The sequence below is a fragment of the Streptomyces sp. NBC_00568 genome, from assembly GCF_026341855.1.
Lineage (GTDB): Bacteria > Actinomycetota > Actinomycetes > Streptomycetales > Streptomycetaceae > Streptomyces.
Genome location: NZ_JAPENW010000001.1, coordinates 318,344 through 331,595 on the forward strand (window position 1 = coordinate 318,344; position 13,252 = coordinate 331,595).

General features: G+C 70.0%; 11 protein-coding genes. 4 read left to right on the forward strand and 7 right to left on the reverse strand.

Going from position 1 to position 13,252, the window contains the following annotated elements; all coding sequences use genetic code 11:
- Window positions 1–15: 15 nt before the first annotated feature.
- Genes OOK38_RS01405 through OOK38_RS01420 form a run of 4 tightly spaced genes read right to left on the reverse strand, consistent with a single transcriptional unit; the run spans window position 16 to window position 5,162 of the window.
- Window positions 16–228, reverse strand: coding sequence for a formate dehydrogenase subunit delta (locus tag OOK38_RS01405; RefSeq protein WP_266763914.1), 213 nt, complete (start codon window positions 226–228; stop codon window positions 16–18).
- 1 nt (window position 229) lies between these two features.
- On the reverse strand, window positions 230–3,076 hold the full coding sequence (gene fdhF / locus OOK38_RS01410; RefSeq protein ID WP_266848021.1) for a formate dehydrogenase subunit alpha: 2,847 nt from the start codon (window positions 3,074–3,076) through the stop codon (window positions 230–232).
- Window positions 3,073–4,686, reverse strand: a complete 1,614-nt coding sequence (locus tag OOK38_RS01415) for an NADH-quinone oxidoreductase subunit NuoF (RefSeq protein ID WP_266848023.1) — start codon at window positions 4,684–4,686, stop codon at window positions 3,073–3,075. The genes fdhF and OOK38_RS01415 overlap by 4 nt, the downstream gene beginning before the upstream one ends.
- A complete protein-coding gene (locus OOK38_RS01420) occupies window positions 4,683–5,162 on the reverse strand; it encodes an NAD(P)H-dependent oxidoreductase subunit E (protein ID WP_266848025.1) in 480 nt (159 codons plus the stop codon). The genes OOK38_RS01415 and OOK38_RS01420 overlap by 4 nt, the downstream gene beginning before the upstream one ends.
- Before the next feature lie 407 nt (window positions 5,163–5,569).
- Here OOK38_RS01420 and OOK38_RS01425 point away from each other — a divergent pair, with 407 nt between their 5' ends.
- Window positions 5,570–6,259 (forward strand): GntR family transcriptional regulator, encoded by a 690-nt coding sequence (locus OOK38_RS01425; RefSeq protein WP_266763910.1) that lies wholly within the window; start codon window positions 5,570–5,572, stop codon window positions 6,257–6,259.
- Window positions 6,260–6,325: 66 nt separating this feature from the next.
- Here the strand turns inward: OOK38_RS01425 and OOK38_RS01430 are convergent, their stop codons facing one another.
- On the reverse strand, window positions 6,326–7,201 hold the full coding sequence (locus OOK38_RS01430; RefSeq protein ID WP_266848027.1) for an acyl-CoA dehydrogenase family protein: 876 nt from the start codon (window positions 7,199–7,201) through the stop codon (window positions 6,326–6,328).
- Window positions 7,202–7,426: 225 nt separating this feature from the next.
- Here OOK38_RS01430 and OOK38_RS01435 point away from each other — a divergent pair, with 225 nt between their 5' ends.
- A complete protein-coding gene (locus OOK38_RS01435; RefSeq protein ID WP_266763908.1) occupies window positions 7,427–8,119 on the forward strand; it encodes a GntR family transcriptional regulator in 693 nt (230 codons plus the stop codon).
- A 72-nt stretch (window positions 8,120–8,191) separates the two neighbouring features.
- On the opposite strand, the gene OOK38_RS01440 is transcribed toward OOK38_RS01435, so the two are convergent.
- Together OOK38_RS01440 and OOK38_RS01445 are read right to left on the reverse strand one after the other, a co-directional pair.
- On the reverse strand, window positions 8,192–8,758 hold the full coding sequence (locus OOK38_RS01440) for a carbonic anhydrase (RefSeq protein ID WP_266763907.1): 567 nt from the start codon (window positions 8,756–8,758) through the stop codon (window positions 8,192–8,194).
- A gap of 346 nt (window positions 8,759–9,104) precedes the next feature.
- A complete protein-coding gene (locus OOK38_RS01445; protein WP_266848029.1) occupies window positions 9,105–11,054 on the reverse strand; it encodes a DUF262 domain-containing protein in 1,950 nt (649 codons plus the stop codon).
- Window positions 11,055–11,318: 264 nt separating this feature from the next.
- Between OOK38_RS01445 and OOK38_RS01450 the strand changes: the two genes are divergently transcribed.
- On the forward strand, window positions 11,319–11,516 hold the full coding sequence (locus OOK38_RS01450; RefSeq protein ID WP_266848031.1) for a hypothetical protein: 198 nt from the start codon (window positions 11,319–11,321) through the stop codon (window positions 11,514–11,516).
- Between the two features lie 335 nt (window positions 11,517–11,851).
- Window positions 11,852–13,072, forward strand: coding sequence for an Ig-like domain-containing protein (locus OOK38_RS01455; protein WP_266848033.1), 1,221 nt, complete (start codon window positions 11,852–11,854; stop codon window positions 13,070–13,072).
- The last annotated feature ends 180 nt before the right edge of the window (window positions 13,073–13,252 follow it).

Genomic DNA, 13,252 nt, shown 5'->3' on the forward strand with positions numbered 1-13,252 from the left:
CGTGCACGGCCTCGCTCAGCGAAGGAGCCGTACGGCCGCGATCACCAGCGGGTGCAGCCCGTCGGCGCCGGCGTCGACGTGCGCGAGGAGCCGGGAGCGCATGCGGGGGTCCCAGAACCGGCCGATGTGACCCGCGATCGCCTCGGCGGCCGATTCCCCCGGCAGGTGCCCGAGGTTCACGGCGATGTCGTTCGCCATCCGGCGCTCCGGCGGCACGCTCTCCGTCATCTCAGTCCACCGCCGTGAGTACGTCGTCCCCGGCCGGCTCCGGCTCTCCGTCCCGGGCCCGCTCCGGCTCCTCGTCGCCGTGTCCGAGCGGATGGACGAGACCGACCTGTACGGCGGTCACCTTGTACTCGGGGCAGTTGGTCGCCCAGTCCGAGTTCTCGGTGGTCACCACGTTGGCGCCGGTCACGGGGTGGTGGAACGTGGTGTAGACGACGCCGGCCGGCATCCGGTCGGAGATCTCCGCCCGCAGCGTCGTCCGCCCGACCCGGCTGGCCAGTGTCACGAGCGCGCCGTCGGTGATGCCGCGCACCTCGGCGTCGTGCGGATGCAGCTCCAGGATGTCCTCGGGATGCCAGGCGACATTGCCGGTACGCCGGGTCTGCGCGCCCACGTTGTACTGGCTGAGGATGCGCCCGGTGGTGAGCACCAACGGGAAGCGCCGGGTGCTGCGTTCGTTGGTCGGCACGTACGCGGTGACGACGAACCTTCCCTTGCCGCGCACGAATTCGTCCACGTGCATCACGGGTGTCCCCTCGGGGGCCGAGGCGTTGCACGGCCACTGCACGCTGCCCAGCTTGTCGAGGACGTCGAAGGAGACGCCGGTGAACGTCGGGGTGACGGAGGCGATCTCCTCCATGATCCGGCTCGGATGGTCGTACGCCATCGGGTAGCCCATGGCGGTGGCGATCTCGCACACGATCTGCCACTCGTGCTTGCCCGTCCTCGGCTTCATCACCGCGCGCACCCGGTTGATCCGGCGCTCGGCGTTGGTGAACGTGCCGTCCTTCTCCAGGAAGGACGCTCCGGGCAGGAAGACGTGTGCGAACTTGGCCGTCTCGTTGAGGAACAGGTCCTGCACGACGACGAGTTCCATCGCTTCGAGCGCGGCGGTGACGTGCTGGAGGTTGGGGTCGGACTGGGCGATGTCCTCGCCGTGCACGAACAGACCGCGGAAGGTGCCGTCGATCGCGGCGTCGAACATGTTGGGGATGCGCAGGCCGGGCTCGGCGAGGAGGGTGCCGCCCCACAGGTTCTCGAACACCTCGCGCACGGCGTCGTCGGAGACATGCCGGTAGCCGGGCAGTTCGTGCGGGAAGGAGCCCATGTCGCAGGAGCCCTGAACGTTGTTCTGCCCGCGCAGCGGGTTGACCCCGACGCCGTCGCGGCCGATGTTGCCGCACGCCATGGCGAGGTTGGCCATTCCCATGACCATGGTCGAGCCCTGGCTGTGCTCGGTGACGCCGAGGCCGTAGTAGATGGCCCCGTTCGGTGCGTTCGCGTACAGCCGGGCGGCGGCCCGGAGTTGACCGGCGGGTATCCCGCTGATCTCCTCGGTGGCCTCCGGGCTGTTCTCGGGAAGGGCGACGAACTCCGCCCATGCGTCGAACCCTTCGCACCTGCGGTCCACGAAGGAGCGGTCGACCAGGCCCTCGGTGACGACCACGTGCGCCATGGCGTTGACCACGGCGACGTTGGTGCTGGGCCGTAGCTGGAGGTGGTGCGCGGCCTCGATGTGCGGTGAGCGCACCAGGTCGATGCGGCGCGGGTCGACGACGATCAACTCCGCTCCCTCGCGCAGGCGTCGCTTCATGCGCGAGGCGAACACCGGGTGCCCGTCGGTGGGGTTGGCCCCGATCACCATGATGACGTCGGCCTCCGCGACGGAACGGAAGTCCTGGGTGCCGGCCGACTCGCCGAAGGTCTGCTTGAGTCCGTATCCCGTCGGGGAGTGGCAGACGCGGGCGCAGGTGTCCACGTTGTTGTTGCCGAAGGCGGCGCGCACCATCTTCTGGACGACGTAGACCTCTTCGTTGGTGCAGCGCGACGAGGAGATCGCGCCGATCGAACTCGGCCCGTACCGAGCCTGGATGTCCCGCATCCGCCGGGCGACCGTGCCGATCGCCTCGTCCCACTCGACCTCGCGCCAGGGATCGGTGATCCTGTCGCGGACCATGGGCCTGAGCATCCGGTCGGGGTGGGTGGCGTAGCCGAAGGCGAAACGGCCCTTCACACAGGAGTGGCCCTCGTTCGCGCCGCCGTCCTTGTACGGCACCATCCGCACGAGTTCGTCGCCGCGCAGTTCGGCCTTGAAGGAGCAGCCGACCCCGCAGTAGGCGCAGGTGGTGACCACCGACCGGGTCGGCATGCCGAGTTCGACCACCGACTTCTCCTGGAGCGTGGAGGTCGGGCAGGCCTGGACGCAGGCCCCGCAGGAGACGCACTCGGAGTCCATGAACGACTCGGCGGCGCCGGGCGAGACCTTGGAGTCGAAGCCGCGCCCCTCGATGGTCAGCGCGAAGGTGCCCTGCACCTCGCCGCAGGCACGCACGCAGCGGGAGCAGGCGATGCACTTGGAGGGGTCGAAGTCGAAGTACGGGTTGGACGTGTCCTTCTCGGCGTCGAGGTGGTTCTCGCCCTCGTAGCCGTACCGCACCTGCCGCAGGCCCACCACGCCCGCCATGTCCTGCAGTTCGCAGTCGCCGTTGGCCGGGCAGGTCAGACAGTCGAGCGGGTGGTCGGAGATGTACAGCTCCATGACGCCCTGGCGGAGCTTCTCCACCTTCGGCGTCTGGGTGCTCACCCTCATCCCGTCCGCCACCGGGGTGGTGCAGGACGCCGGGGTGCCCCGCCTGCCGTCGATCTCCACCACGCACAGACGGCAGGAGCCGAACGGCTCCAGGCTGTCCGTGGCGCACAGTCTGGGTATGTCGATACCGGCCTGCGCGGCGGCGCGCATCACGGACGTCCCCTCGGGGACGGTCACCTCCAGCCCGTCCACCTCGACCGACACCGTGGCCTCGCCGGGGCGTTCCGGGGTTCCGAAGTCGGGTTCCTTGAGCAGCGTCATGCCGTGCCCTCCGTCCTCGCGCCGCTGGGCTGCCGGGAGTCGGTGTCCCGGCCCGGTCCGCGGGCGAGGAAGTCGTCGGGAAAGTGGGTGAGGGCGCTCCGTACGGGCATCGGCGTCAGCCCGCCCATCGCGCACAGCGAGCCGTCGGTCATCAGGTCGCACAGATCTTCCAGCAGCGCCAGGTTCTCGTCCCGGTGCCGACCGGCCACGATCTTGTCGATCACCTCGACGCCGCGTACCGAACCGACCCTGCACGGCGTGCACTTGCCGCAGGACTCCTCGGCGCAGAACTCCATCGCGAAGCGGGCCTGCGCGGCCATGTCGACGGTGTCGTCGAAGACCACGACGCCGCCGTGGCCGACCATGGCGCCCGCCGCCGCGAAGGCCTCGTAGTCCATCGGCAGGTCGAACATCGACGTGGGGAGGTAGGCGCCGAGCGGCCCGCCGACCTGCACCGTGCGCACCGGGCGTCCGGAGAAGGTGCCACCGCCGTAGTCCTCGACGAGTTCGCGCAGCGTGACGCCGAACGCGGTCTCGACGATGCCGCCGCGCGCGATGTTGCCGCCGAGCTGGAAGACCTGGGTGCCGCGTGAGCGGTCGACGCCGAGTTCCTGGTAGGCCTGCGCGCCGGACGCGAGTACGACGGGGACCGTGGCGAGGGTGAGGACGTTGTTCACCACGGTCGGTCTGCCGAACAGGCCCTCGATCGCGGGGATCGGCGGCTTGGCGCGTACCGTGCCGCGTTTGCCCTCCAGGCTCTCCAGCATGGAGGTCTCCTCGCCGCAGATGTACGCTCCGGCGCCGACACGGACGTGCAGGTCGAAGTCGAGCGTCGAACCGAGGATGCCTTTGCCGAGCCAGCCGTGTTCGCGGGCGACGCCGATCGCGGCGCGCAGGGTGGCCACCGCGTCCGGGTACTCCGAGCGGACGTAGAGGTAGCCCTCGCTCGCGCCGACGGCGTGCGCGGCGATCGTCATGCCCTCGATGAGCATGAAGGGGTCGCCCTCCATGACCATCCGGTCCGCGAAGGTGCCGCTGTCCCCCTCGTCGGCGTTGCAGCAGACGAACTTCAGCTCGTCCGCGCAGTCGAGCACCGTCTTCCATTTGATGCCGGCGGGGAATCCCGCGCCGCCCCGGCCGCGCAGTCCGGACGCGGTGACCTCGGCGACCACGTCGGCGGGCGGGCGTTTCAGCGCGGCATGCAGCCCCGCGAGTCCGCCGTGCGCCAGGTAGTCGTCCGCGGACAGCGGGTCGGTGACCCCGACGCGGGCGAAGGTGACCCGGTTCTGGCGGGCCAGCCACGGCAGTTCGTCCACGACGCCGAGCCGCAGTGGATGGTCGGCGCCGTCGAGCATGCCCGCGGCGAGGAGGTCGTCGACGTCGGACGGGGTCACGGGGCCGTATCCGACGCGGCCGTGCGGGGTCACCACCTCGACGAGGGGTTCCAGCCAGAGCATGCCGCGCGAGCCGTTGCGTACGACGTCGAGGGCGAAGTCACCACGGGCGGACGCCTGTTGCAGGGCGTCCGCGATCTCGTCCGCGCCGACGGACCGGGCCGCCGAGTCGCGGGGGACGTAGACCGTGGCCACGGGGTGCGCTGTGTCGTTCACGATGAGACCGTCCCGTCGAGGATCGAGCCCAGCCGGGCCGGGCCGACCCGTCCGTACAGCCGGCCGTTCACCTCGACCGCGGGGCCGAGGGCGCAGTTGCCGAGGCAGAAGACCTGCTCGACGGTCACGGCATCGTCCGCGGTGGTCTCCCCCAGTGTCAGTCCGGCTTCGCGGGCGTAGGTCACCAGACCGTCCGCGCCCAGGGCCTGGCAGGCCTCGGCCCGGCAGATGCGCACGGTGGTGCGTCCTGCCGGTTCGCGGCGGAAGTCGTGGTAGAAGGTCACCACTCCGTGGACGTCCGCCCGGGAGAGGTTGAACTCGTCGGCGAGCACCGGAATCGCCTCGTGCGGCACATGGCCCAACTCGGCCTGTACGGCGTGCAGTACGGGCAGCAGCGCACCGCGCTGATCCCGATGACCGGCCGCCACCCTCCGGACCACGCTCTCGACCGTCACGTCACTCGCGCTGGTCGTCATGATCGCTCCGCCTTCCGTCACGCGGGGTCCCCGGCGATGCTCGCGGGAGACCGAGACTACCCCATACAGGCTTCTGTATACAGAACTCAATCGAGCTCAATCCCCTTCACGGAGGCGGGAATTGACGGGGCGGGCGGCCGGGGAAGCGAGTGCCCTGCACTGCTCCTCGAGCACGGACGGACCCGGCTCCACCGACGCCACCGACCGCCGTACACGCCTGCCACCTGCTCGAAGACGGGCGGAGGACGGCTCGGGCGGCAGCCCCGGCCGGCCTGGATCACACCCGAAGCGGCCACCATCCTGCATACCAAAACCTGTATGCTGACGCAGCCGTCGGCGACCCTCTCGGCGGCCACCACTCGGCAGAGCCGTCGGCCCCGCGGGCCCGGTGGCAGAACGGGGCTCCCATGCGTGAGGCACTCACGGCCGCCGCGTCCCGGCGCGTCACCCGCCCGGCGCCACTGCGTCAGGCCGTGTACGACGCCCTGACCGAGCTGATCGTCAGCGGCTCCCTCAAGCCCGGACAGCACCTGGTCGAGGCGGAGCTCGCCGAGCACCTCGGAGTCAGCCGCCAGCCCGTGCGGGAAGCCCTGCAACGGCTCCAGACCGACGGCTGGGTCGACCTGCGCCCCGCCCAGGGCGCCTTCGTCCACTCCCCCACCGAGCAGGAGGCCGCCCAACTCCTCGGTGTCCGCGCGGTCCTCGAGACCTACTCGGCCCAGCTCGCCGCCCAGCACGCGAAGCCCGAGGACGTGGAACGGCTCTGGGAGTTGCACCAGGAAGGTGTCGACGCCCTCGCCGCGAGCGATGTCGAGCGTCTGGTCGCGGCCAACACCGCCCTGCACGCGTTCATCACCTCCGTGGCCGACAACGCCGTACTGGCCGAACTGATCGCGGGCGTCAGCCAGAAGGTGCGCTGGTACTACACGCCGATCGCCCGGCCCCGCGGCAAGGAGGCCTGGAACGAGCACGCCCAGTTGATCAGGGCCATCGCCAAGGGTGACGCGGACCGTGCCGGCGAGGTCATGCGCAAGCACACCGAGCGCACCACGGGCTTCTACGGCAAGCAGCTCGCCGCCGGGGCGAACCAGGACTGACCGGACGGGCGCTCGCGCGGGACTCATCACGCCGCCCGCCCGGTCACACCGTCCGCCGGGCCGGCTTCACGTCGACGCGAGAGAGTCGACGGGACGGCGGCCGACGCCGGAGCCAAGGTCCTGTTCACCGAACTCCTTGCCACCGGAACCCTTCTCTCCGGGACCCTTCTCGGAGGACCCCTTCCCACCGGAGCCCGCGACACCGGGGCCGAGGACGTCGGCACCCCCGGCGGCCCGCAGTTCCAGCAGCCACGGCCGAACGGTCCGCAGCAGGATGTCGAGCCCTCCGCCGTCCCGTCCGAGCATCGCGTCGGCGGGAAGCAGGACCGGATCGGCGCACACCGAGGAAGTCGCGCTGCCACTGGGCCCTCCCCCGCCGGGCCTGGCCGGGACGAACAGGTCCGGGGCCTGCGCCGGAACCACCCACAGCGTCAGGCCGTCCGGCCCGGTGAGCGGCCGGGAGGACCAGAGGTAGCTGTCGGCCTCGCCCGCCGCGACCACCTGCCGCTTGCGACCCCGGAGGGCGACGACGTCGGCGAAGCGCGTGGCGGCCGAGGACGGCATCCCGTACGGGACCTCCATCTCCTGGTGGCCGGGTCCCCCCTCGGACAGGGCGAGGCCGGCGAGGTGCCGTCCGGCGGCGACCTCGCCGCGCACCCAGGAACCACCGCAGGATTCGACAGCGGCGACCGCGGCGAAGTGGGACGCGAGCACGGCGGCGGTCGCCGGGCAGACGCGCGATGTCCGCGCCACCACATCGGCGGCCTCCGGCAGCCCGAGCCCCCCACCGCCGAACTCCGGGGAGACGGTGAGCCCGAGCAGTCCGGCACGGCCGAGCGCCGTCACGGCCGAGCGGGGGAACCTGCCTTCCCGCGCGGTCACTTCGGCTGCGGGCGCGACGACTTCGGCCAGGACGGCCGAGAGAGAACTGCGGTACGGCACGGGGTGACCCCCTCCTCGGGAACGACCTCCCACGGGAATTGCATACAGTATGTTGTCTTCTTCTGTGATGCGCCAGAGGAACGCCGAGCCGAATCCCGGAAGCGACGGCGCACCCACGGACTTCGCCGCGAGGGGCACACAGATCCATGGGGTTATTGCATACTGAAGTCCGTATCCCGAGGCCCAACTCCGGGGCGTCGGCGGTCCGAAGACGGGGAGGGTTCCATGCCCGACACGCCCACCGTGGCAGCCCACGGCCCGATCACCAGGCCCGCCCCCCTGCGCCAAGCCGTCTACGACGCGCTGACCGAGCTGATCATCAACGGCTCCCTCACGCCCGGACAGCACCTCGTCGAGGCGGACCTCGCCGTACGGCTCGGCGTCAGCCGCCAGCCCGTCCGGGAAGCCCTTCAGCGGCTCCACACCACCGGCTGGGTGGACCTGCGGCCGTCCCAGGGCGCCTTCGTCCACTCCCCCACACCGGAGGAGTGTGCCCAACTCCTCAGTGTGCGTGCGGTCCTGGAGACCCATTCCGCCCACGGCGCGGCCCTGCACGCCACCGCACACGACGTCGCCCGTCTGTGGGAGTTGCAGCGGACGGGCCTCACGGCCCTCGCGGCCGGCGGCGCCCGGGCCATCGTCGAGGCCAACGCCGCGCTCCACGGGCACATCACCCAGCTGTCCCGGAACACCGTCCTCGCCGAACTCATCCCCCAGGTCGACCGGCGGGTGCGGTGGTACTACATGCCCATCGCCAAACCCCGCGGCACGGACGCGTGGAGCGAGCACGCGCGGATCATCGAGGCCATCGCCGACCGCGACGCGGAGCGCGCCGAGGAGCTCATGCGGCGGCACACCAGCAACACGACCGACTTCTACTGCAAGCAGATCGCCGCGATGGCCACCCGGCAGCGCTGACGCCCGGGTGGGACGACGCCCTCCTGCCGCGGACGCCCGCCGACGCCGACCGACGGCAAGAGGGCGGGCGCCTCAGGCTCGCGGGGCAGCTCGGACTCGCGGGTCGATCTCCCGCAACAGCCCGGTCGTGACATCGAACACGAAGCCTCGGACATCGTCGGTGTGCGGCAGGAACGGTGAGGTGCGCACCCGCTGCATCGACTGCCGTACGTCCTGGTCGACGTCGCTGAAGGCCTCGACCGCCCAAGCGGGCCGCTGCCCGACCTCCATCTCCAGCTCGTGCCGGAAGTCCTCGGTGAGAGTCTGCAGGCCGCAGCCCGTGTGGTGGATGAGTATGACGCTGCGGGTGCCGAGCGCGCGTTGGCTGATCGTCAGGGAGCGGATGGTGTCGTCGGTGACGACACCGCCGGCGTTGCGGACGGTGTGACAGTCGCCCAGTTGGAGCCCGAGCGCGGCATGAAGGTCGATACGGGCGTCCATGCAGGCCACGACGGCGACGCGCTGGACCGGGCGGGCACCCATGCCTGGATCCACGAAGTCGGCGGCGTACGCCCGGTTGGCCGCCACGAGCCGGTCGATGACCGTCCCGCCGGGAACGCGGTTGACGGACTGGGCGAGACGGGGTGCTGGAGTCGACATGCTGGGCTACCTCACTCCGGTCGGTATCGAAAGACCACTCATCACGTCGCGAACACGGGCTCGCGGGCACGGGCTCGCCGACGCGCGGTCGCGGCCACGGGAGCCACCCCGGGGACACGACCGCACCGGCGAGCATCCCCACGCGACGACGCCCCGGGCGCGCGCCGCGGAGCCGGGACACCTGGGGGTCCGGGGGACCATCACGGACGAGGTCGTACCCGCGATATGTATGTGATATGCAATCCCGGGGTGAGGAGGCTGGTGTCCCCGACCACCCCGCTCCGTCTCCGTCGAGGCGTTGTCGCCGATCCGACCGGCGGCCCGGTTCAGGCCGCGGGTCCCGGACTCACTGTTCGGCGCACAGATTCCTGACGTACGCCCGCAGCGCGTCCGCGCTGTGGAAGAGGCGGTAGTCACCGGCTTCGAGGGCCGTCTGCTCCTCCTCGGTCGTGTCAGGGACCAGGACGACGGGCACGCCGCCTTCCGCCCGCAGCCCCTGAGGCCAGAAGGCGGCTGCCACGGTGATGGCGGCGCCGGTACGCGGGTCGCTGACCTCGCTGTCCAGCTCCGGTTCGGCCAGATCGGCTTCGCGCACGTCGGACAGCAGCGCGCGGAGACCGGGGACCTCGTCGGCGGGGTCGGCCTTCGCGGTGCCGGACGGGGCCGCGCACGAGGCCGCGGTCAGCGACTCCCGCACGTCCGCCAACGCCATGGGGGAGGGGCCGTCGTGCAGACTCTGGAGGAAGTCGTTCGCGGCGCCGGCCAACAGGGCGCGCCGCGCGGCGAGGAAGTCCGGGTAGTTGGACACCTTCCACAGGTCACGGTCCATCGGGATCCACTGGGTCGCCAGCGCCCCCGGCATACGTGACTCGATCTCCTCCAGATAGTCCGCGGGCTCCTTCGCCCCGATCCTCAGGTTCGTGTCCTGGGTGAGGAAACAGAAGTTCGCGACCGCGTTCACCTCTCCCCGGCTGTGATCGTGCTTGTAGAGAAGCGCCTTGGGGAAAATGTGGTGCACCTGGAGGGAGCTGAGACGTCCCAGCATCCCGTCCCGCAGCGGAACTCCGCTGACGAAGTCCTGGGCGCCGTACACCCGCGTCAGCATGTAGAGGAGCGGGTAGAAGCGGGAGCCCATGCTGGATCCGACGAAGTCGTCCGGGCCGACCCCGAGATGGCCGCCGCGGCTGCGCCGCAGCACGCTGATCAGCTGATCGACCCCGCCGTCGTCGAGCGCCTGCAGGTCCTGGTTGAGGACGGTCTCGGTGGCTCCCGTGTGGCGGCCCCAGAGGAAGCTGTGCACGTACCAGTAGAAGAGCCGGTCGCGCGTCATGGCGTCGGGGAACGATCCCCCGTGGCGGTGGAGCAGCCGGCTCATCACCGGGAGGGCGCCGCGGCCGCTGAGAACGGCGCCGTGGTCGAGCCCCAGCCGTCCGCCGAGCGAGTTGAGCAGATACGACACGGAGTCGATGGTCTCGGCGAGTCCCGACCGGAACGCCGGCACATCCACGTCGGCGAGCTTGGAGAACTGTGCCTCACCGGTGATGACGGCGTTGACGTTGCGCAGCAGCCAGTCGAGCTTGAAGCCGAAACCGGCGGCCGACCAGTCCTGGAGCGCCCGGTTCATGGTCGGCCGGGCAGCCGGCCAGGCCGCGCAGATGGCGGCGAGGGCGAGGTCGCCCTTGGAGAGTTTGGTACCGCCCGAGTTCACCCGGTTGAAGATCTCCACGACCACGTCGATGGTCTTGTCCTCGCCGGTCACCTCGTCGATGTGGACACTGCGATCCTTTATCTGGGTGATGCGGTTCAGCCGTTCGATGTAGGCGACCTGGAGGTCGGCGTCACCGTTCGCCAGCTGGGTCACGGCGAGGAGCTGGCCGGCCAGTCCGCTCCGGAAGAGCGCGGTGACGTCCACCCAGAGCGGGTTGTCCTTCATCTTCGCCGGGGCGTAGAACTCGAAGGCCTCCGTCTGGAGGTTGAAGTGCAGCCCGGTCAGCGCCGAGGCATTGCCCTCGAAGAAGCTCGGAGCTCTGCCGCGGGTGATTCCGTAGAGAGTGGTGACGCGCTGCTGACCGTCGAGCAGCAGGTGGATCGAGCCGTCCCGGCCCGAGTCACCGCCCCGTGTCTGCACACTGTCGGCCTTGGTGCTCCAGGTCAGGAAGCCACCGATGGGGTATCCGCGATAGAGGGACTGGAAGAAGCCGCGCACCTGGTCTCGCGTCCAGACATAGCCACGCTGGAACTCGGGAAGCGCGATGTCTCCGGCGTCGACCTTGTCCAGAACCTGCGAAATATGCACCGTCGTTGAACCTGTTCATCCGGTCCTGGCGACTTCCCCCACCAGAACGTGTCCGACCGAACACACGAAGTTACCAGCCGGCGGTCGCGAGTCGAGTCGGGTTCGGGCGCATGTACGAGGGTGGGGCCCCTGCTCGACGACTATGGATGAACTCCCGCCGCCCGCCGACCACTTCGCGAGGCGCATGGCTCGGCTCCGCGAGGTGCCGCGAGGTGCCGCCTCACACTCACCTTGCCGTCCGGGGCGAAGTGGTACTTCGTCTTCGTGCCACCCTCCATCAGCCCGGCGTCCACCGCTCTGTTCCAGGCGCGCAGGACGCGCTCCGTCTCGGTTCACGGGCCGATGCAGCCACGGGCCACGATCGCCCTGCACACGGGCGAGGTCCGCCGGCTGCCCGTACCCGGCCTCGAAGCGCCTGGCCCGGAGGACACGGCATGGCTCTCCGAGATCTCCGACAGGTGAGGCCACGGCCGGGCGGCCTGATGACGAGACCGGCGGCCTGACGGCGGGCCGGGCGGCCTGACGGCGGGCCGGGCGGCCTGATGGCGGGCCGGGCGCCAGTCACGCCGGACCCCTCGCCCCCTGTCGCCGTACGGCCTGCGCCGATCGGCGAGAGCGGATCGATCACGTGCCGTCCGGCCGCCGAGCGGAGTTCCGGTGACGCATGCGCAACACGTGAGACCCGCCACAATCCACCCACCAAAACGGACTAATGCGCAAAAATGCTTCTTTGGGGCTGATGGCCCACCTGGCAGTCAGCCCCAGGGATTCAACGACCAGCGGCATGGGAGAAGCGTTTGATCACCGCACGCAAGCGACGCACCGGGCTGATGGCTACGGCCGGAGCACTCGCACTCACGGCGCTGGGCGGTACCAGCTACGCCGCCACCGACGACACCGGGACTCACCCGGAAACGCAGGCACAGGCGAATCAGGCGGACACCCAGGACGTTTCCGACGCCCGAATAAAGATCACGCCCGGCCAAGCCCACGGCATCGGAATCAACGACCCCGTGAACGTCACCGTCAGCGACGGCAGACTCACCAAGGTGACCATGACCGCCGTCGCGACCGGCACCGAGGTTCCGGGCACTCTGTCCGCGGACGGCACGTCCTGGAAGCCGAACGGCCCACTGAAGCAGGCCACCCGATATCAGGTCGCCGCGGAGGCCGAGGACGCGAAGGGCCGCTCCGCCACCGAGAACGCCGCGATCTCCACGGTCTCCCCGGCCAACGACTTCCTCGGGCACCTCTCCCCCGAGAACGGCTCGACCGTCGGCGTGGGCATGCCGGTGACCTTCAACTTCGACAAGGCGATCGGCGACAAGGCCGCCGTGAAGTCGAAGATCCAGGTCAGCTCCAGCAGCGGCGAGCAGATCGTCGGTCACTGGCTCAACAACAGCCGTCTGGACTTCCGCCCCGAGCACTACTGGAAGCCCGGCTCCACCGTCACCGTCAAGATGAGGCTCGACGGCGTCCAGGAGACGGTCACGTTCAAGATCGGCCGGAGCCAGATCAGCACCGTCGACGCCAGAACGAAGCAGATGTCCGTCGTACGGGACGGCAAGACGATCAAGACCATCCCGGTCTCGTCCGGCAGCGCCGAGCACCCGACGTACAACGGCCAGATGGTCATCTCCGAGAAGTACCGGCAGATCCACATGAACGGTGCGACCGTCGGCCTCACGGAGAAGAACGGCAAGCCCTCGTACGACATCAAGGCCGTACCGCACGCCATGCGCCTGACCGCCTCGGGCACGTTCATCCACGGCAACTACTGGGGCGGCGACTCGGTCTTCGGCAAGGTCAACACCAGCCACGGCTGCGTGGGCCTGAAGGACGTCAGGAACGCCGGCGACGGCAAGCAGCCCGCCGCGTGGTTCTTCGACAACTCGATGACCGGTGACGTCGTGATCGTCAAGAACTCCGCGGACAAGACCACGGTGGCCCCGGACAACGGCCTCGGCGACTGGAACATGCCGTGGAGCGAGTGGGTCTCGGGCAGCGCATCGAACTGACGCCACGTCGCTCACGCACGCGAACCTGAATCCTCCCGTCAGGCGACGGCCGGCACATCACCGGCCGTCGCCTGCGGCGCCAAGGACGCTCGGACGGCCCTCACCCCGGGGAGTCCTCGAGCCAGGAAAACGCAACGAGGACCACGACCGTCAGGTCGAGGTCCTCGTTCGTGTATCGCC